This window comes from Pseudomonas sp. URIL14HWK12:I5 (assembly GCF_900176445.1).
Lineage (GTDB): Bacteria > Pseudomonadota > Gammaproteobacteria > Pseudomonadales > Pseudomonadaceae > Aquipseudomonas > Aquipseudomonas monteilii.
In genome coordinates this window covers 351304-370494 of record NZ_FWXQ01000005.1, presented here as the reverse complement: position 1 = coordinate 370494, position 19191 = coordinate 351304, and the positions used below count along the sequence as shown (strand labels likewise).

At 63.7% G+C, this 19191-nt stretch carries 20 protein-coding genes; 13 read left to right on the top strand and 7 right to left on the bottom strand.

The window, feature by feature from the left end; genetic code table 11:
* Positions 1 to 5: 5 nt before the first annotated feature.
* Positions 6 to 638 (top strand): maleylacetoacetate isomerase, encoded by a 633-nt coding sequence (gene maiA, locus B9A31_RS14365; RefSeq protein WP_019098834.1) that lies wholly within the window; start codon positions 6 to 8, stop codon positions 636 to 638.
* Here the strand turns inward: maiA and B9A31_RS14360 are convergent.
* Entirely contained in the window at positions 632 to 1438 is an 807-nt protein-coding gene (locus B9A31_RS14360; protein WP_019098835.1) for a SirB1 family protein, read from the bottom strand. The two genes, maiA and B9A31_RS14360, sit on opposite strands and share 7 nt — an antisense overlap.
* A gap of 123 nt (positions 1439 to 1561) precedes the next feature.
* On the opposite strand from B9A31_RS14360, the gene B9A31_RS14355 reads away from it, so the two are divergent.
* Entirely contained in the window at positions 1562 to 2581 is a 1020-nt protein-coding gene (locus B9A31_RS14355; protein WP_025753991.1) for a Leu/Phe/Val dehydrogenase, read from the top strand.
* 62 nt (positions 2582 to 2643) lie between these two features.
* On the opposite strand, the gene B9A31_RS14350 is transcribed toward B9A31_RS14355, so the two are convergent.
* Positions 2644 to 2907: a YebG family protein gene (locus B9A31_RS14350; RefSeq protein ID WP_016489064.1), complete on the bottom strand. Its 264-nt coding sequence runs from the start codon at positions 2905 to 2907 to the stop codon at positions 2644 to 2646.
* A gap of 223 nt (positions 2908 to 3130) precedes the next feature.
* Here B9A31_RS14350 and B9A31_RS14345 point away from each other — a divergent pair, with 223 nt between their 5' ends.
* Entirely contained in the window at positions 3131 to 3601 is a 471-nt protein-coding gene (locus B9A31_RS14345; protein ID WP_016713487.1) for a phosphate-starvation-inducible protein PsiE, read from the top strand.
* Positions 3602 to 3604: 3 nt separating this feature from the next.
* Here the strand turns inward: B9A31_RS14345 and B9A31_RS14340 are convergent, their stop codons facing one another.
* A complete protein-coding gene (locus B9A31_RS14340) occupies positions 3605 to 3895 on the bottom strand; it encodes a DUF3509 domain-containing protein (protein WP_025753990.1) in 291 nt (96 codons plus the stop codon).
* A 121-nt stretch (positions 3896 to 4016) separates the two neighbouring features.
* Positions 4017 to 4364 (bottom strand): HPF/RaiA family ribosome-associated protein, encoded by a 348-nt coding sequence (locus B9A31_RS14335; protein WP_016713489.1) that lies wholly within the window; start codon positions 4362 to 4364, stop codon positions 4017 to 4019.
* 328 nt (positions 4365 to 4692) lie between these two features.
* On the opposite strand from B9A31_RS14335, the gene B9A31_RS14330 reads away from it, so the two are divergent.
* The 6 genes from B9A31_RS14330 (at position 4693) to B9A31_RS14305 (ending at position 10978) form a co-directional block, all read left to right on the top strand.
* Positions 4693 to 4998 carry a DUF3649 domain-containing protein gene (locus tag B9A31_RS14330; protein WP_019098838.1) on the top strand — a complete coding sequence of 102 codons (306 nt, stop codon included), beginning with the start codon at positions 4693 to 4695 and terminating at the stop codon, positions 4996 to 4998.
* A complete protein-coding gene (locus B9A31_RS14325; protein WP_025753989.1) occupies positions 4995 to 6569 on the top strand; it encodes a PepSY-associated TM helix domain-containing protein in 1575 nt (524 codons plus the stop codon). Before B9A31_RS14330 ends, B9A31_RS14325 begins: the two co-directional genes overlap by 4 nt.
* A complete protein-coding gene (locus B9A31_RS14320; protein WP_019098840.1) occupies positions 6569 to 6895 on the top strand; it encodes a DUF3325 domain-containing protein in 327 nt (108 codons plus the stop codon). The genes B9A31_RS14325 and B9A31_RS14320 overlap by 1 nt, the downstream gene beginning before the upstream one ends.
* A 4-nt stretch (positions 6896 to 6899) precedes the next feature.
* On the top strand, positions 6900 to 7475 hold the full coding sequence (locus B9A31_RS14315; protein WP_025753987.1) for an RNA polymerase sigma factor: 576 nt from the start codon (positions 6900 to 6902) through the stop codon (positions 7473 to 7475).
* A complete protein-coding gene (locus tag B9A31_RS14310; RefSeq protein WP_084297084.1) occupies positions 7472 to 8452 on the top strand; it encodes a FecR family protein in 981 nt (326 codons plus the stop codon). The genes B9A31_RS14315 and B9A31_RS14310 overlap by 4 nt, the downstream gene beginning before the upstream one ends.
* Positions 8453 to 8587: 135 nt before the next feature.
* Positions 8588 to 10978 (top strand): TonB-dependent siderophore receptor, encoded by a 2391-nt coding sequence (locus B9A31_RS14305; RefSeq protein WP_027615370.1) that lies wholly within the window; start codon positions 8588 to 8590, stop codon positions 10976 to 10978.
* 90 nt (positions 10979 to 11068) lie between these two features.
* Here B9A31_RS14305 and B9A31_RS14300 read toward each other — a convergent pair whose 3' ends face one another.
* Complete coding sequence (locus B9A31_RS14300) at positions 11069 to 11944, bottom strand: helix-turn-helix transcriptional regulator (protein WP_084297083.1); 876 nt, start codon at positions 11942 to 11944, stop codon at positions 11069 to 11071.
* 185 nt (positions 11945 to 12129) lie between these two features.
* On the opposite strand from B9A31_RS14300, the gene B9A31_RS14295 reads away from it, so the two are divergent.
* Complete coding sequence (locus B9A31_RS14295; protein ID WP_027609115.1) at positions 12130 to 13032, top strand: DMT family transporter; 903 nt, start codon at positions 12130 to 12132, stop codon at positions 13030 to 13032.
* A gap of 72 nt (positions 13033 to 13104) precedes the next feature.
* Here the strand turns inward: B9A31_RS14295 and B9A31_RS14290 are convergent, their stop codons facing one another.
* Complete coding sequence (locus B9A31_RS14290) at positions 13105 to 14079, bottom strand: 2-hydroxyacid dehydrogenase (RefSeq protein WP_019098846.1); 975 nt, start codon at positions 14077 to 14079, stop codon at positions 13105 to 13107.
* A 78-nt stretch (positions 14080 to 14157) separates the two neighbouring features.
* Positions 14158 to 15105, bottom strand: a complete 948-nt coding sequence (locus tag B9A31_RS14285; protein ID WP_016713499.1) for a LysR family transcriptional regulator — start codon at positions 15103 to 15105, stop codon at positions 14158 to 14160.
* Positions 15106 to 15296: 191 nt separating this feature from the next.
* Here B9A31_RS14285 and B9A31_RS14280 point away from each other — a divergent pair, with 191 nt between their 5' ends.
* Genes B9A31_RS14280 through B9A31_RS14270 form a run of 3 tightly spaced genes read left to right on the top strand, consistent with a single transcriptional unit; the run spans position 15297 to position 19190 of the window.
* Positions 15297 to 16826 (top strand): efflux transporter outer membrane subunit, encoded by a 1530-nt coding sequence (locus B9A31_RS14280; protein ID WP_019098847.1) that lies wholly within the window; start codon positions 15297 to 15299, stop codon positions 16824 to 16826.
* Positions 16823 to 19000 (top strand): FUSC family protein, encoded by a 2178-nt coding sequence (locus tag B9A31_RS14275; protein ID WP_019098848.1) that lies wholly within the window; start codon positions 16823 to 16825, stop codon positions 18998 to 19000. The genes B9A31_RS14280 and B9A31_RS14275 overlap by 4 nt, the downstream gene beginning before the upstream one ends.
* Complete coding sequence (locus B9A31_RS14270) at positions 18990 to 19190, top strand: DUF1656 domain-containing protein (RefSeq protein WP_009685040.1); 201 nt, start codon at positions 18990 to 18992, stop codon at positions 19188 to 19190. Before B9A31_RS14275 ends, B9A31_RS14270 begins: the two co-directional genes overlap by 11 nt.
* Position 19191 lies beyond the last annotated feature (1 nt).

The window sequence follows — 19191 nt, the reverse complement described above, 5'->3', positions numbered from 1 at the left end:
CGGGCATGGAGCTGTACACCTATTACCGTTCCACCTCGTCCTACCGGGTGCGCATTGCCCTGGCACTGAAGGGGCTGGCTTACCAGTCCCTGCCGGTCAACCTGCTGCAGGGTGAGCAGCGTGGGGCGGACTATGTCGCCATCAACCCGCAGGGCCGCGTACCGGCCTTGCGCACCGATGGCGGTGAATTGCTGGTGCAGTCACCGGCAATCATCGAGTACCTGGAAGAGCTTTATCCACAGCCCGCGTTGCTGCCGGCCACGGCCGAGGCGCGTGCCAAGGTGCGTGGTGTAGCGGCAATCATTGGCTGCGACATCCACCCGCTGCACAACGTGAGCGTGCTCAACCGGCTGCGCCAGGCCGGGCAGGACGAGGGGCAGGTCAATCAATGGATCGGCCACTGGATCAGCCAAGGGTTGGCGGCAGTGGAGCAACTGATTGGTGATCAAGGCTTCTGTTTCGGTGATCGACCGGGGCTGGCGGATGTGTACTTGATCCCGCAGCTGTATGCCGCCGAACGCTTCAACATCGACCTGAGCAGCTTCCCGCGTATCCTGCGGGTTGCCGCAATGGCCGCCGGGCATCCGGCGTTCACCCAGGCCCACCCCGCCCAGCAGCCGGACAGCCCGGCTCAGTGAAGCGAACGGTTCGCCGCCGGAAGCTTGCCGATGCGTTCGGACAGCTTCAGGCGCTGGGCCGGATCTTCAGTCAGTAGCAGCGCATGCTCCAGGTCGAAGCGCTCGGCCTGTGGGCAATCCAGGTGCTGGTACAACGAGGCGCGGGTCATGTAGTCACTGACCTGCACCGGCCCCAACTGCATGACCCGTTCGGCATCGATCAACGCCGCCAGGTGGTTGTCGTTGCTGATGTGCAGCTGGCGCAGGTTGCGTGACAGGCGTTGCAGCATCTGCAGCGGGGTGGCACTGCGCATGTGCTCGGCCGTCAGCGCAACATGCGGCCCGAACTGGCGGGCCAGCAGCTCACGGCAATCGTTGGGGTACAGGCGCCGGCCACCGCAGGGATCGAGCAGGTGGTCGGCACCCGGTACACGCAGCAGGAAATGGCCAGGAAAGCCCACACCTTCCAGCGGAATGGACAGGCGCCCGGCCAGTTCCAGGGCGAGTATGGCCAGGGTCAGCGGTTGGCCACGGCGGCGTTGCAGCACTTTGTCCATCATCGCCGCCTGCGGGCGCAGGGGGTGGTACTCATCCTGCTGGAAGCCCAGCGCATTGAGCTGGCGCAGCAGCGGCTGGGCCAGTTCGCACAGTGGCAGCATCGGCAGGTGGGTGCTGATATCGCGCTGCAGGTCTTGCAGCACGGCAAGGCTGGCTGCGGGCTCGACACTCCGGTCGTGCTCGGCGGCAATCCACAATGCGGCTTCCAGCAGGGCGACAGGCTCGCGTTCCAGGCAGGCCAGGCAGGCTTGACGTGGCTTCATGGGGCTTCTCCACACACGCTTGAGTATTAGCCGTGGCGCGGGGTTTCGTCCAGTGGTCCGGCGGCGGCACCAGCTTCAGGGCGGTGCCTATACTGGAGGGAGCACCTCATGGGGGGCCTGTCGATGTTCGCTCTGATGCAAAGCACCCGTACCCAGTCCTTGCACCTGTTCAACGACCCGCCTACGGGTCTGAAAGCGGTTGTGGCGATCCACAGTGAGCAACTGGGCCCGGCCATGGGCGGGTGCCGGTACCTGCCTTATGCCGATGACGAAAGCGCCATGACCGATGCCATTCGCCTGGCCCAGGGCATGAGCTACAAGGCGGCGTTGGCGGGCTTGCCGCTGGGCGGTGGCAAGGCGGTGATCATGCGCAACCCGCATGTGGAAAACCGCGCCGCACTGTTCGAGGCCTTTGGCCGCTTCATCGATACCTTGCACGGACGCTTCATCATCGCCGTGGACAGCGGCACCTCGACCCTGGACATGGACTGCATTGCTCAGAGCACACCCCATGTGACCAGTACCACCGCATCGGGTGATCCCTCGCCACATGCGGCGATGGGGGTATTCGCGGGTATTCGCGCCACCACCTCGTTCCGGCTGGGCAGTGATGACCTCAGAGGCCTGCGAGTGGCGGTGCAGGGCTTGGGCAATGTCGGTTTTGCGTTGGCGGAGCAACTGCATGCAGTGGGCGCGGAGTTGCTGGTCAGCGACCTGGACCCAGGACGTGTGCGGCTGGCGATGGAGCAGTTCGATGCCAAGCCTGTAACCAACGATGCGTTGATCAGCACCCCTTGCGACATCTTCGCCCCTTGCGGCGTGGGGCCGGTGCTGAACGGGCAAAGCGTGATGCAGTTGCGTTGCGCGGCGGTGGCGGGGGCGGCGAACAACCAGCTGACCACCTTGCAGGTGGCCGACCAGCTGGAGTCGCGCGGGATATTGTATGCGCCTGACTACGTGATCAATGCCGGTGGGTTGATCTACGTGGCGCTGACCCATCGTGGCGAGGATTTGGGCACCATCACCGCGCACCTGGCGCGGATACCGTCACGGCTGACCGAAGTGTTCGGCCATGCCCAGGCGGAGAAGCGTTCGCCGGCGCGGGTGGCGCAGATGTTGGCAGAGCGGTTGCTCTACGGCTGAATGCTGATGCTGGCGTTACTGGCCTCTTCGCGGGCTTGCCCGCGAAGCAGGCGCTGCCGATCTCACTCGGCAGCACCTCCTTCCAGCAACTCGGCCAACGCATCCGGCTGGCTCTTGAACGCCCGGGCAAACACATCGCGGTTCTTGGCCATGTAGATACCGGCTTCCTCAACCTGCTGCTCAGTCAGCGACGGCACCGCCTTGTGCAGCACTTCGGCCAGGCGCTCGGCCAGTTCGAGCATCTTGTCGTGACGGTCTGCTTCGGCCTTATCCATGAACAAGCGCTCCGGGTCGCGGCTGCTGCGGTACACCACTTCGACGGCCATTCATCACCTCTATGCCTTTTTTGCTGTTTGTGTTGCAGTTTACTGTATGCGCATACAGTAATGGCATTGCCATCATCGCGCAACCTGATTCTTCAGCCTGCCCACACGTGCCTTGCGGCAATCGGTCGCCTTCCAAGCCAAGGGCCTGGCCCTTTAACTGCATGGCACAAGCGTCACACCGGTGACGCATCATCCTTAAAGACGTATCGGGGAATGGAACATCGTGAACATCAAATGGGCAGACAAGCTACGCAAAGGCCTGCATGGTTCGGCCGACTCGCTGGGTAACCTGTGCGTCGAGGCCTTCCATTACCTGGCGCTGTTTGGCATTGGCGCGATTACCGCCTATGCGGCGGTGGTCACCTTCCTGGACATGCTCGGCAAGGGTGGGGTCAGTGTCGATGACATCCTGCTGCTGTTCATCTACCTGGAGTTGGGGGCGATGGTCGGCATTTACTTCAAGACCAACCACATGCCAATCCGCTTCCTGCTGTACGTGGCCATTACCGCGCTGACTCGCCTGCTGATCGGCGATGTCTCGCACCACAAGGCGCCGGACGAAGGGCTGCTGTACCTGTGCGGCGGCATCCTGTTGCTGGCGTTCTCGATTCTGGTGGTGCGCTACGCTTCGTATCGCTACCCCTCGACCAAGGTGCTGGATGCCAACGGCAAGGAAGTGGAGGAGGGCAAGTAGCCCTCAGTTGGCAACGACGTGGCGCGGCGCGTGACGAGCGTCGCGGGTTAGCGCGGCCAGCACTTGCATGGGGTTTTGACTGAATTCGATGGCCAGGCCCAGGCGAATGCTGTCGATCACCCGTTGCAGGCGCGCCGGGTCGTTGCGCTGGGCCTGGGTGATGAGGCGCTTGGCGACAACGCCGGCGTCGTCGGACAGGGTCAGCATGATGCTGCCGTCGAGGTTTGTGATGCTCAGGTTGACCCGGTATTCGGGGGCGAATGCAGCACTGATTTTTTCGAACGGGTTGTCCATGGTCGTGCTTCTGCAGTGGATGAGTGCAGAGGTTGACTGGCAACGCGGCGGCTTGGTTCAGTGCCGTTGATCGCTACAAACAAAAACGCCCGGCTTCAGGCCGGGCGTTTTGCTTTGACGATCAGGCGTCTGGGTCACTCAGCTCCAGGGCGCCGCGCTTGCTGCGCAACTTGCCGTAGAAGTGTTCCAGCGCGTGGGTGAGCTTGGTGGCGGCACCGTCGACTGCCTGGTCCAGCGAAGTGGCGGTGTGGGTCACGGAAATCGGTTGGTGGCCTTTTGGGCGAGCCTCCATCTGGCAGCGTTTGTCATGCGGTCCGGGCTTGGCGCCGTTCTCGTCGCGCAGGTGAACCTCGATGCGGGTGAGGTCTTCTTCGTAACGTTCCAGCGAGTTCTGCAGGGTGCTGCGGACCCACTGATCGAGCCGGGCGTTGCCTTCGAAATGGTTGCTGCTGTTGACCTGGATTTGCATGATTCAATCCTTATTCAGCTTGCTCGCATGGAGGCGCGCCTAGGCCCTTGAGACCCTTGGAATTTCTGCGCCTCTTGACTCTAAGGTCAGGCAACTGCTGGATGAATTCAAGCCCTTTCTGAAAATAAATTTCTTGTTGCAAAAGGGGGCTACAAAGCGGCCCCCCATTTGCTACAGGTCAGAACTCCACCGACGTCTGCCCAGTGCACGGCCTGCTCGGCCACTTGCGGGGAAAACGAGGCGTTCACAGGGCGAAGTAGCAGCAGGCTTTGCTTGTGAGAATTGAAATCATTAGTATTGCAGCCCCGAAAACGCCCGGACCTTCGCCATGACGCGCAAAACCGCCGGCCTCCCGCTCAGTTACCGGCTGGGCGTTGCCTCACGTAGCCTTGCCGCGCTGCTGGGCGGCTACTTGCTGGCGTCGATGGCCAGCGTCTGTATTGCCTTGGTGGCGCCGTTGCCCAAGGTCGATGCCACGCTCACCGGCCTGCTGCTGTCGTTCGTCTTCTACCTGCTGGCGTTCATCTGGTGCTTCGCCTGCCGCAACGCCTGGCGTGCCTGGCTGGGTGTACTGGCGCCAAGCCTGTTGTTGGGCCTGATCAGCGGCGTCGCCTACTGGATGAAAAACCCATGAAAGAAGGCTTTCGCCAGGCGATGGCCTGGCTGCACACCTGGACCGGCCTGATCTTCGGCTGGCTGTTGTTCGCCATCTTCCTCACCGGCACACTGTCGTATTTCAAGGAAGAAATCACCCACTGGGCGCAGCCCGAAGTGCGCAGCCATGCTCTGGATCCGCTCAACAGCCTGGGTGTGGCCCAACGTTACCTGCAGGACAATGCCGGGCATTCTGGCACCTGGTTCATTCGCATGCCCAACGCGCGCGAGGCTGCCTTGAGCGTGGGCTACCGCGACCCCAATGGCGGGCCACGCGGGTTCGTGAGTAAAACCCTCGATACCCAGACCGGTCAGCCGGTTGAAGCGCGCGACAGCCGCGGTGGCGAGTTCTTCTACCGCTTCCACTTCCAGCTACAAATGCCTTACCCGTTCGGCCGATGGCTGTCGACCTTCTGCGCGTTCATCATGCTGTTGGGGCTGGTCACCGGCATCATCACGCACAAGAAGATCTTCAAGGAGTTCTTCACCTTCCGCCCCGGCAAGGGCCAGCGCTCCTGGCTGGACGGGCACAACGCGATCGGTGTGTTGGTGCTGCCATTTCACCTGATGATCAGCTACAGCAGCCTGGTGCTGTTCATGTACATGGTGATGCCGGCTGGCATCATGGCCAGCTATGGCAATGACACCGACAAGTACTTCAACGACCTGTTCGGCCGCGACGATGCGCCCAAGGCGGCCCATGTGGCTGCACCGCTGGTGCCGTTGCCCAGCCTGTATGCCCAGTTGCAGGCACTGCAACCCGGCGCGCGTATCGGCAACATCCAGGTGCAGAACCCGGGCGACAGCAATGCCCGTGTCACCTTCACGCAATCGTCTGCCGACCATGTGGCTTATCGGCGCAGCGCTAACTGGACCTTCGATGGCGCCAGTGGCGAGCTGCTGAGCCAGGGCAAGCCAGAGAGCGGGGCAATGATGACCGCCTTCAGTTTCGCCGGGCTGCACATGGGTAACTTCGCCGGCCCTTGGTTGCGCTGGCTGTACTTCTTCTTTGGTGTGGCCGGCACTGCGGTGATCGGCACCGGGCTGGTGATGTGGCTGGGCAAGCGTCAGCTCAAGCACGCCAAGAGCGAGCGCATACCGGGTGAGTTGCGCCTGGTCGAGGTACTCAATATCGCCAGCATGAGCGGCTTGCTGCTGGCGGTGGCAGGTTTCTTCTGGGCCAACCGCCTGGTCCCGATAGGCGTCGAAGGCCGGGGCGACTGGGAGGTCAATGCCTTCTTCATCGCCTGGGGCCTGTCGCTGGTGCATGCGGTACTACGCAGCGGGCGCAGGGCCTGGGGCGAGCAACTTGCGTTGGGTGCGCTGGCCTTTGCCTTGCTGCCGCTGCTCAACGGCCTGAGTACCCACCGCGGGCTGAACCATTCGCTGCAGGAGGGTGACTGGGCCATGGCCGGCTTCGACCTGACTGCCCTGGCCACCGGCCTGTTCCTGGCCTGGCTGGCGGGCAAGATGCTGCGCAGCCCCAAGCCGGTTGCCAAGCGCCCACGCGCAGTAAAAAAGCCGGGTACTGAAACGGCGGAGGCGAGCTGATGCTGGGTAACGCACTGATCGCATTCGCAGGTGTTGTGGCCCTGTGCCTGGCCATGGAAAAACACTTCAGCGACCTGCTCGGGCGCAAGCCGCGCCCTGGGCAATTGCGGCTGTTGCGCAGTGCTGGATGGCTGTTACTGCTGTTATCGCTGCTCCTCAGCGTGCACTTGCGTGGCTGGGCCTACGGCCTGGTGGAGTGGACGGCGGTGATGATGGCCGGGGTAACCCTCTGGGTGTTCGGCCTGCCTTACCAGCCGCGCCTGCTGCTGGGCCTGGCCGCCGCCAGCGTGGTGCTCGGCCCGTTGCTGGCCGTGTTTGCCGTGTGAAGCCGTGAGCGAGCAGGGGGACATCATCGAGCCCGACGCCGACAGTGCCGGCGGGCGTGCACGTTTCGTCCAGGTGTTCCAGGCCCAGCGGGCACGCATGGAAGCCCTGGTCAGCCGACGGGTCGGCTGCCGCGCCACGGCATCGGACCTGGTTCAGGAGCTATTTCTGCGCTTCTGGCGGCGCCCCGAAGTGAAGGTCGAGGCGCTGGACACCTACTTGCTGCGATGCGCTGGTAATCTCGCCATCGACCACCTGCGCAGTGAAGGCAGCCGCGAACGCGTGGCCGAAGCCGCGTTGCCGGTGGACGAAGTGGCCACGGCCCAGGCGCCAGAGCAGGCCCTGGAAGTGGACCACGACCTGCAACGCATCGAAGCCGCCTTGCGCGCCTTGCCCGAGCGCACCCGGCAGATCTTTTTGCTCAACCGTATTCACGGCTGCAAGTACGGCGAAATCGCCAAGGCCATGCAACTGTCCCAGAGCACCGTGGAAAAGCATATGATGCGCGCCCTTGAAGCGTGCAAGGCCAGTGTTGCCGAGCCCGCGCCCACTCCACGCCGGCCAGGGAGCGCCCGTCGATGAGCAGCATGCCCCCCATTACCGAGGCGCAATCCCAGGCCGCCCTGCAGTGGCTCAGCCGCATCAACGGGCAGCCCGCGCAAGCCGAAGGTGCGGCGTTCAAGCGCTGGCTAATGGCCGACCCTGTTCACCGCGCCGCCTATGAACAGGCTCAGCTGTTGTGGCAGAAAAGCGCCGGCCCGGCGCAGCGGTTGGCCGACGAAGAACAGCAAGCCCTGCAACGTTACCTCGATGCCATGGCCAGGCCGCCGGCCCGTGGTCCGTGGAGGCGTGTGGCGGCGATGGCGATGGCGGCCTGCCTGGTGCTGGCCGTGGGTGTTGCCGGTGGCTGGCACCCGGGGTACTGGTTGCAGGACCTGCAGGCTGACTACAGCAGTGCCGGGCAGATTCGCCAGGTGACCTTGGCTGACCAGTCGCAGGTCACGCTGGATGCCGGTAGCGCCATTGCGGTCGATTTCGCCAAGGGGGAGCGCCGTGTGCGGTTGCTTCATGGCGCGGCGTTTTTCCAGGTGACGCATACCGGCGAGCCGTTCCTGGTTGAAGCTGCCGGTGGCGAGGTGCGGGTGCTCGGCACCCAGTTCGAAGTGCGTGAGCAGGGCGAGGGCGCCCAGGTGACGGTACGCAGTGGGCGTGTAGGGGTTAGCCCTGCGCAGGGCGGTTTGGCGCGCGAACTGACTGCCAACCAGCAGGTGAACTACAGCGCAGGCAGGATCGACGACACCCAGGTTGTGGACAGTGACAACCGCCTGGCCTGGCGCCAAGGCTGGCTGAACTACTACCAAGTGCCACTGGCGCAGGTGGTGGAAGACCTTGGGCGCTATTACCCGGGGCGCATTCTGTTGCTGGATGGTGAGCTGGGGCAGCGCAAGGTCAGCGGCAGCTTCCCGGTGGACGAGCCGCAGTTGGCGCTGGATTCGCTGGGCAAGGTGATGGGCTTTTCGCGGCAGACCGTGCTGGGGCGTTTGACCCTGCTTCGGTAGTCGCCTGTACTGGCCTCTTCGCGGGCACAGGCAAAATATTTTTAAAAAACGGGTGAGGTAACAGGACGTGGCATCCGTGTAATGAGTGGAAGTGCGATTCATTCGCAGTCATCACCCTCTCACAGGTCAGCGTCCATGAAGTTCTCTCCGCGTTGCGTCCCTCTCTGGTTCGGCCTTGCCATGCTCCCGGCCGTTGCTGTCGCTCCCCTGGCCAGTGCCGCCGAGCAACAGCAGACCTATGCTTTCGCCCAGCCGGCCCAGCCCCTGGCCCGGGCGCTCAACGCCTTCAGCCGCACCACCGGCCAGAGCGTGGTCTACACCTTAGAACTGCCGGGCGTGCAGGCGCCGGCACTGAACGGCCGATTCAGCGCCGAACAGGCCCTGCAACAGCTGCTGGGCAGCACCGGGTTGGCCTGGCGCCGCGTCGATGCCCGTACTCTGACCCTCGAAACCGCAGACACTTCCGGCGCCCTCAACCTGCAGGCCACCACCGTGACCTCGCAAATGGACGTGTACAGCTATCAACCGCCGGCCACCGCCTCGATCATGCGCGGGCAAGGCCCGAACCAGGACATTCCCCAGGCCATCAACGTGGTACCGGCCCAGGTCATCCGCGACCAGGCTCCGCGCAACCTCGACGATGCCCTTTACAACGTCAGTGGCATCACCCAGGGCAACAACTTTGGCGGCACCTCCGACACGGTGATGAAGCGCGGTTTTGGCGACAACCGCGACGGCTCGATCATGCGCGACGGCATGCCCATCGTGCAGGGCCGCAGCCTCAACGCCAGTACCGAGCGGGTCGAAGTGCTCAAGGGCCCGGCCTCGCTGCTGTACGGCATCCAGGACCCGGGTGGGGTGATCAACGTGGTCAGCAAGCGCCCGCAGTTGCAGCAGTACAACGCCCTGACCGTCCGTGGCTCCACCTACGGCAGCGGCAAGAACGGCAGTGGCGGCGGGTTCGACAGCACCGGCGCGCTGGGCGACAGCAACTTCGCCTACCGCCTGATCGTCGACCACGAGGATGAGGACTACTGGCGCAACTACGGCGTGCACCGCGAGTCATTGGTAGCGCCGTCGCTGGCCTGGCTGGGCGAAGACACCCAGGTGGTGCTGGCGTACGAGCACCGCGAGTTTCTCTCGCCCTTCGACCGCGGCACCGCGTTCGGCAGCAACGGCCACCCGCTGAACATCCCCACCACCCGGCGCCTGGACGAGCCGTTCAACGACATGGAAGGGCGGTCTGACCTGTACCGCCTGGAAGTCGACCACCAACTGGCCGATGACTGGAAGCTGCACTTTGGCTACAGCTTCAACCGCGAGACTTATGATGCCAGCCAGGTGCGGGTGACCGGGGTCAACGAAGCCAAAGGCACACTGACTCGCAGCATCGACGGCACCCACAACGCCATGAGCCGTGACCAGTTCGCCACCTTGAGCCTGGTGGGCAACGTGGAGTTGGCCGGTATGCAGCACGACCTGCTGTTCGGCGTTGACCATGAAGACCGCAAGATCTTTCGCGGTGATCTGATCCGCCAGACTGCGCAATCCACGTTCAGCTATGTGAACCCGGTCTACGGCCAAGAGGTGGAGGGCACCACAGTAAGAGCCAGTGACAGTGACCAGACCGACAAGCTGCGCACCGATGCACTGTTCGTGCAGGATGCGCTGCACCTGGACGACCACTGGATCCTGGTGGCCGGTGCACGATTCCAGCAATTCGACCAGTACGCAGGCCGTGGCCGTCCGTTCACGGCCAATACCGATAACAGCGGCCAAGCCTGGGTGCCGCATGCCGGCATCGTCTACAAGGTGGATGACCAGCTGTCGTTCTATGGCAGCTACAGCGAGTCGTTCAAGCCCAACTCCAGCATTGCGCCGCTGACGGGCGGCGTGGTGCTGGACTCGTCGGTTGCACCTGAGGAAGGCAAGTCGTGGGAGCTGGGCGCCAAGCTAGACATGCCCGGTCGCCTGACCGGTACCCTGGCGGTGTTCGACATCACCAAGCGCAATGTGCTGGTTTCCAACTTTGATGCCACCACGAAAGAGACGGTGTACAGCAACGCCGGCGAGGTCAGCTCGCGTGGCGTGGAGCTCGACCTGACGGGGCAGCTGAGCGAGCACTGGAGCCTGATTGGCAGCTACGCCTACACGGACGCCAAGGTCACCAAGGACCCGGACCTGCAAGGCAACCGCCTGCAGAACGTGGCCAAGCACAGCGGTTCGTTGTCGGCCGTGTACGACTTCGGCAGCCTGTTCGGGGGCGACAAGCTGCGGATGGGCGCAGGTGCGCGTTATGTGGGTGAGCGGGCGGGCAACTCGACCAACACCTTCGACCTGCCGTCCTATACCGTGGCCGATGCGTTCGCCAGCTACGAGACCAAGCTGGATGAGCACAACGTGCGCTTGCAACTGAACGTGAAGAACCTGTTCGACAAGGTCTACTACAGCTCGGCGGTGAACCAGTACTTTGTGGCAATCGGGGATGCGCGGCAGGTGAGCCTGTCCAGCACCTTCGAGTTTTGAGCCAGCCTGTACCGGCCACTTCGCGGCTAAAGCCGCTCCTACAGGGATCGCGCCCGCCTCAAGCGCAACGCTTTACCTGTGGGAGCGGCTTTAGCCGCGAATGGCCGAACGGTACTCGCCAGGTGTTGCGCCCAGCGCCTGGCGGAACCGGTTGCTGAAATGGCTGGCACTGGCAAACCCGCACATCAAGGCAATTTCCCCCAGCGGAATTTCCCCCAGCCGCAACAGCTGGCGGGCCCTGTTCAGCCGCCGGGCCAGCAAGTACTGGTGCGGCGGTAGCCCGAAACTGGTGCGGAACATGCGCGCGAAGTGGTATTCGGACAGGTTGCAGCGCAGGGCCAGTTCACCCAGGGTAATCGGCTGGTCCAGGTGCGCCTCGATGTACTCGACCATTTGCCGGCGCAGGTTCGGCGCCAACCCACCTTTCAGGCGCAGGCCCTGGCGCAGCCCGACCTGGCTGAGCAATGCATGGTCGACAATCTCGTGCGCCAGGCTGCTGGCCAGCAGGCGCTCGCCGGACTCGTCCCAGTCCAGGGTGATCAGTTGGCGAAAGCGCGCGGCCTGTTGCGGGTCGTCGAGAAAGGTCGCTTCCTGTAATTGCAGTTCACGCGGCTCCCGGTCCAGCAGGCGCACGCAACCCAAGGCGAACTGCGCCTCGCTGACATACAGGTGCGCCAGGCGGATTGCACCATTGACCACCCAGTTCGATTCCTGCCCGGCCGGCATCACGCACAGCTTGCCCGGCGCGCCCTTGTCGGCGGGACGCTGGCGGCGGAAGGTACCGGTGCCGTCGGCGATGTAGCACGACAGGGTGTGATGGGTCGGTGCCTGATAATCGCGGGCATCATCCCGGTTGCTCCACAACGCCGCCGCCAGCCCATCGCCCAGGTGCGCGCTCAGCTCCAGCCGGGCGTGGGGGGAGGCGTGCATGGCGTTGAACACTTGCAGCTGCGTGAGTGGGGTCATGGGCGAATCCTCTTGCCAGCCATCCTACTGCGGCTGTGGTCGAGTGACATCCACCAGGGCAAGAAAAGCGCAAGTTTGTGCAAGCAGGCAAACGCTGATCGGAAGAACACTGGCGATCCCTGTGGGAGCGGGCTTGCCCGCGAAGCGCCGGGCACCGATCTTGAAAGGCCCAAGGAACCACCGCCATGAACCTGTCACTGTACCTGCTCACCGTCCTGATCTGGGGTACCACCTGGATCGCCCTTAAGCTCCAGCTGGGTGTGGTCGCGATCCCGGTCTCGATCGTTTACCGCTTCGCCCTGGCCGGGCTGATCCTGTTCGCCTTCCTGCTGCTCACCCGCCGCCTGCAACCCATGAACCGCCGTGGCCACCAGATCTGCCTGGCTCAGGGCCTGTGCCTGTTTTGCGTCAATTTCATCTGTTTCCTCAGTGCCAGCCAGTGGGTCGCCAGTGGCTTGATCGCCGTGGTGTTTTCCACCGCTACCCTGTGGAATGCGCTCAATGCACGGATCTTCTTCGGCCAGAAGATCGCCAGCAATGTGTTTGGCGGCGGTGCCTTGGGCCTGCTCGGGTTGGGGCTGCTGTTCTGGCCCGAGCTGTCACACCACACCGCCAGCCGCGAGACCTTGTACGGCCTCGGCCTGGCCTTGCTCGGCACGCTGTGCTTCTCGGCGGGCAACATGCTGTCGAGCATGCAACAGAAGGCCGGGCTCAAACCCATGACTACCAACGCCTGGGGCATGGTCTACGGGGCGGCGATGCTGGCGGTGTTTTGTGTGGTCAGCGGCGTGCCGTTCAGCATGGAGTGGAATGTGCGCTACATCGGCTCGTTGCTGTACCTGGTGGTGCCAGGGTCGGTGATTGCCTTTACTGCCTACCTGACTCTGGTCGGGCGCATGGGGCCGGAGCGGGCGGCCTATTGCACGGTGCTGTTCCCGTTGGTGGCGTTGAATGTGTCGGCGGTGGCCGAGGGGTATCAGTGGACGGCGCCGGCCTTGTTGGGGCTGGTGGCGGTGATGGCGGGGAATGTGCTGGTGTTTCGCAAGCCCAAGGCCAAGGTGCCTGAGGGGATGGTGGTGGCCAAATAGGTAATGTGCTGCCTGCACCGACCTCTTTGCGGGCTCGCCCGCGAAGAGGTCGGTGCAGGCAAAATATGACTATCAGCCTTTCCACACCTGTGGATTCACCAGATCCCGCGGCCGCTCACCCAGCAGTGCCGCGCGCAGGTTGTCCATCGCCCGGTTGGCCATGGCCTCACGGGTTTCGGCAGTGGCTGAACCAATGTGCGGCAGGGTCAGGGCGTTATGCAGCTTGAACAATGGCGAATCGCTCAGCGGCTCCTTCTCGTACACATCCAGCCCGGCGCCACGAATGGTGCCGTTCTGCAGCGCTTCGATCAGCGCCGCTTCGTCCACCACCGGCCCGCGCGCGATGTTGATCAGGAAGGCGCTCGGCTTCATCAGCTTCAGCTCTCGCGCACCGATCAACTTGCGGGTGGCCTCGGACAACGGCACCACGATCACCACGAAGTCCGCTTCTGCCAGCAACTGCTCCAGGCTGCGGAACTGCGCCCCCAGCTCTTGCTCCAGCGCGGTTTTACGGCTGTTGCCCGAATAAATGACCGACATGTTGAAGCCAAAGCGACCACGGCGGGCAACGGCGGCGCCGATGTTGCCCATGCCGACGATACCCAGCGTCTTGCCATGTACATCGCTGCCGAAGTGCGCTGGGCCCACGGTGGCTTGCCAGTTGCCGGCCTTGGTCCAGGCATCCAGCTCGGCGGTGCGGCGGGCGCAGCCCATGATCAGCGAGAAGCCCAGGTCGGCGGTGCTTTCGGTCAGCACATCCGGGGTATTGGTCAGGGCGATACCGCGTTCGTTGAAGTAGTCCAGGTCGTAGTTGTCGTAGCCGACCGACACGCTGGACACCACCTCCAGCTTGCCTGCGCCTTCAAGCTGGGCACGGCCTAGCTTGCGGCCAACGCCGATCAAGCCGTGGGCCTCGGGCAGGGCTTCGTTGAACTGGGCATTGATGTCGCCGAGCTTGGGGTTCGGCAAAATGACGTTGAAGTCTTGCTGCAGGCGCTCGGCCATGGCCGGGGTGATACGGCTGAAGGCCAGGACGGTCTTTTTCATCGGGCAACTTCTCTGCAAGGCGGTGGTGGATATTGGTTAGCAACCTACCATTGTCCACCCCCGCCATGCAGCAGCTTTTTAGTTGGCGATCAGCACCTGATGGGTTTTCAGGTCCGCCTCATGGGCGGCGAGAATCTCCGGCAGGGAATTGCGCAAGTACTCGACCCAGGTCTTGATCTTGGCATCCAGGTACTGCCGCGACGGGTAGATGGCGTACAGGTTCAGCTCCTGCAGGCGGTACTCGGGCAGCACCCGTACCAGGCTGCCATCACGCAGACCGTCGATGGCCGAGTAGATGGGCAGCACGCCAACGCCCATGCCGCTGCGGATCGCGGTCTTCATGGCATCGGCGGTGTTCACCATGAACGGCGAGCTGGTGATGTTGACCATCTCCTGGCCTTCCGGCCCGTCGAACAGCCACTTTTCCAGCGGGATCACGGGGCTGACCATGCGCAGGCAGGCGTGCTTGAGCAGGTCTGCCGGCTTTTGCGCACTGCCGTGGCGGGCGATGTAGCCGGGCGAAGCGCAGACAATGCTGTAGGTGATGCCCAGGCGTTGGGATACGAACCCCGAGTCGGGCAGTTCGGTGGCCAGCACGATGGACACGTCATAGCCTTCGTCCAGCAGGTCGGGTACGCGGTTGGCCATGGTCAGGTCGAAGGTCACGTCCGGGTGCGATTCGCGGTAGCGGGCGATGGCATCGACCACGAAGTGCTGGCCCACCCCGGTCATCGAGTGCACCTTCAGCTGCCCTGCGGGGCGCGCATGGGCGTCGCTGGCCTCGGCCTCGGCTTCTTCCACATAGGTAAGAATCTGTTCGCAACGCATCAGGTAGCGCTTGCCGGCCTCGGTCAACGCAATGCGGCGGGTGGTACGGTTGAGCAGCCTTGTTTGCAGATGGGCTTCCAGGTTGGAGACCGCCCGCGACACGTTCGCGGTGGTCGTATCCAGTTGCGCGGCGGCAGCGGTAAAGCTGCCAAGCTGGGCTACGCAACTGAAAGCACGCATGTTTTGCAGGGTGTCCATGGGTCACTCTCGATGTAGAGGACAAAATTGTGTCACGAAGTAACGATAAAAAGCTGAAAATTTGCCTTCGACCAAAGGCGGATTATCGCTGTTTTGGTAACAAAGATTCGCAGGAATCTGCGCTTATCGCCAGTGCTGCCGCCCCCTAGAATTGCCCGGCCCCTTCACCTCTTCCTCGGGAAATCGCAGCTGTGCCGCGTCGCATCATCAGAACGCTCAATGCGTTCAGTGCCTGTGCCCTTGCCCTCACCTTGAGTGGCTGTATCGGAACCTGGGGCATCGCCCCGCAAAGCAAGACGCTGCAAGCCAATACCCTGACCACCGACGCGGCCATACGCGAAGCCGCGACCGATGCCCACTGGCCCGACCAGCAGTGGTGGCACGCCTATGGCGACCCCCAGCTGGACCGCTGGGTAGCCCTGTCCGTGGCCGGCAGCCCAAGCCTGGCCATGGCCGCCGCGCGGGTGCGCGAAGCCAAGGCCATGGCGGGTGTGGTCGAGTCGGCAGAAAAACTGCAGGTCAATGGCCAGGCCACGCTCAAGCGCCACAACTGGCCTGAAGACCAGTTCTACGGCCCTGGCGCGCTGTCTGGCGCCAACACCTGGGACAACAATGCCGCCTTCGGTTTCAGCTACGCCCTCGACCTGTGGGGCCGCGAACGCAATGCCAGCGAGCAGGCGGTGGATCAGGCGCACATGAGCGTGGCCGAAGCCCGCCAGGCGCAGCTGGAACTGCAGAACAACGTGGTGCGTGCCTATATCCAGCTGAGCCTGCACTTTGCCCAACGCGATATCGTCAAGGCCGAACTGGAGCAGCAAGAGCAGATCCTGGCCTTGGCCAAGCGCCGCCTGGACGCGGGCATCGGCACCCATTTCGAAGTCAGCCAGGCCGAAGCGCCGCTGCCGGAAACCCACCGCCAGCTCGACAGCCTGAACGAAGAAATCGCCCTGACCCGCAACCAGCTGGCTGCCTTGGCCGGCAAGGGGCCGGGGGAGGGCGCACAGTTGCAGCGCCCGACCCTGGCCCTGGCTGCACCACTGAAACTGCCTTCCAACCTGCCTGCCCAACTGGTCGGCCAGCGCCCTGACGTGGTTGCCAGCCGCTGGCAGGTGGCCGCGCAGGCGCGTGGCATCGACGTTGCTCATGCCGGCTTCTTCCCCAACGTCGACCTGGTCGGCAGCCTGGGCTTCATGGCCACCGGCGGCGGCCCGCTGGAGTTCCTCACCGGGCGCAAGTTCAACTACAACGTCGGCCCGGCCATCAGCCTGCCGATCTTCGACGGTGGCCGCCTGCGCTCGGAGCTGGGCGTGGCCTCGGCGGGCTATGACGTGGCGGTGGCGCGTTACAACCAGACCGTGGTTGGCGCGCTCAAGAACATCTCCGACCAGCTGATCCGCCGCGAGTCGATGAAAGAACAGTCGCATTTCGCTGCCGAATCCGTTGCTGCTGCGCAGAAAACCTACGACATCGCCATGGTCGCCTTCCAGCGGGGTCTTACCGATTACCTGAGCGTGCTCAATGCGCAGACCTTGCTGTTCCGCCAGCAGCAAGTGCAACAGCAGGTGCAGGCCGCCCGCCTGATCGCCCATGCCGAGCTGGTCACCGCGTTGGGCGGTGGCCTGCAGGCCGGCCAGGATGTGCCGAAAGAGGAACGCCAGGCCGCGCCGAAAACCCCGGCCACCCTGGCCATTTTCGACAAGAAGCCGGATAACGCCGAATGAGCACTTCCAGTTTGCCCATGCGCTGGCTGCAAAGCCTGGAATGGCGCCGGGGCTTCTTTGCCTGGGCGCGCACCGACGGTGTGACCTGGGTGTACATCTTCAAGGTGCTGGCTGCCGCCTTCATCACCCTGTGGCTGGCCATGCGCCTGGAGCTGCCGCAACCGCGCACGGCCATGATCACCGTGTTCATCGTCATGCAGCCGCAAAGCGGGCATGTGTTCGCCAAGAGCTTCTACCGAGTGCTCGGCACCCTGGCCGGCTCGGCGATGATGGTGGCGCTGATCGCCATCTTCCCGCAGAACACCGAGCTATTCCTGCCCAGCCTGGCCTTGTGGGTGGGCCTGTGCTCGGCCGGCGCCATGCGCTACCGCACCTTCCGCGCCTATGGCTTCGTGCTGGCCGGCTACACGGCAGCGATGATCGGCCTTCCGGTGCTGCAGCACCCCGATCAGGCGTTCATGGCAGCGGTATGGCGGGTGCTGGAAATTGCCTTGGGCATTCTGGTATCGACCTTCGTCAGTGCCGCGATCCTGCCGCAGTCGGCCAGTGCCGCCATGCGCAACGCCCTGTACCAGCGCTTTGGCGTATTCGCCGGGGTAGTGGTGGAAGCCCTGCGCGGTGACAGCCAGAAAGACCGTTTCGAAAGCAGCAACGTGCGCTTCGTCGCCGAGGCCGTGGGCCTTGAGAGCCTGCGCAACGTCACTGCCTTCGAAGACCCGCACATGCGCCGCCGCAGTGGCCGACTGGTGCGCATGAACAGCGAGTTCATGGCCATCACCACACGCTTCAATGCCTTGCACCGTTTGCTCGAACGCCTGCGTGCTCGTGGCCCCCTGCAGATCGTCAGTGCCATCGAACCGGGCCTGAACACCTTGGTGGAACTGTTACAGCCCTACGTGGGCCGGGCGTTGACCGATGCCGATGCACTGCGCCTGACCCTGGAGCTGGCCGCCTACAAGGAAGGCCTGCAAGCCCAGGTGCGTGGGCTGCGAGCCGAGTACCTGGCGACCGAACCCAGCGAGGCCGACCTGCTCGACTTCCATACGGCGTTCGAGCTGCTGTACCGCTTTGTCGACGAAATGTTCAGTTATGCCGAAACCCACGCTTCGTTGGCGGCGCACAGGCACGAGCGTGAACAGTGGGACGAGCCCTATGTGGCGCAGACCAGCTGGCTGGTGTCGCTGGCCGCCGGTGTGCGTGCCTCGGCGGTGCTGTTGCTGCTGGGCAGTTACTGGCTGCTCAGCGACTGGCCCAGCGGCGCCATGATGACCTTGATCGCCACCGTCACCGTGGGCCTTTCGGCGGCTTCGCCCAACCCCAAACGCATGTCGTTCCAGATGGCTTGCGGCACGGCTATCGGCGCTTTTGTCGGCTTCTTCGAAACCTTCTTCGTGTTCCCTTGGATCGACGGTTTCCCGCTGCTGTGCATGGTGCTGGCGCCGGTGTTCGTACTCGGCGCGTTCCTTGCCTCGCGCCCGGCTTACGCCGGTTATGGCCTGGGCCTGCTGGTGTTCTTCGCCATCGGTTCGGTGCCGAACAACCTGACGGTGTATGACCCTTACACGTTCATCAACGACTACATCGGCATGGTCATCGGCATGTTCGTCTGCGCTGCTGCTGGCGCGATCATCCTGCCGCCCAACAGCCGCTGGCTGTGGAGCCGGCTGGAGCAGGAACTGCGTGAGCAAGTGCTGTTCGCCATCAGCGGCCGCCTGCGCGGCCTTGGGTCGGCCTTTGAAAGCCGCACCCGCGACCTGTTGCACCAGGCCTACGGCCTGGCGGCCGGCAAGCCGCAGGTGCAAAGCCAGCTGATGGGGTGGATGTTCACCGTGCTGGAAATCGGTCACGCCGTCATCGAGCTGCGCAAAGAGCAGGCCCGTGCGCCGGTGCACCCGGCCTACGCCGAGTCACAACCGTGGCGCCAGGCCATCCGCGTGATGGGCCGCGCACTGGCAAGGCTGTTCTTGCAGCCCAGCGCCAGCAACCACGAACGCGCACTGGTGGCGGTGGACCACGCCATCGCCCGCGTGCAAGCCACCGACGAGCCGTTCGCCCGGCACTTCGATACCTCGGTGCTGCGCCGTGCGCAAAGCTATCTGCATTTCATCCGTTCTTCCCTGCTTGACCCACAATCGCCATTGGCACCGGCGAAAGGACTGCACCATGCCCCGTGAAATCGCCTTCCATGGCGTGTACATGCCCACCATGACCTTGATGTTCCTGTTCGCCCTGGGCCTGGCCTGGGGCCTGGACCGGTTCATCGCCAGCCATGATGGCTACCGCTTCTTCTGGCACCCGGCGCTGCTGCGTCTGAGCCTGTTCGTCTGCCTGTTCGGCGCCATGGCGCTTACTGTCTACTGGTGAG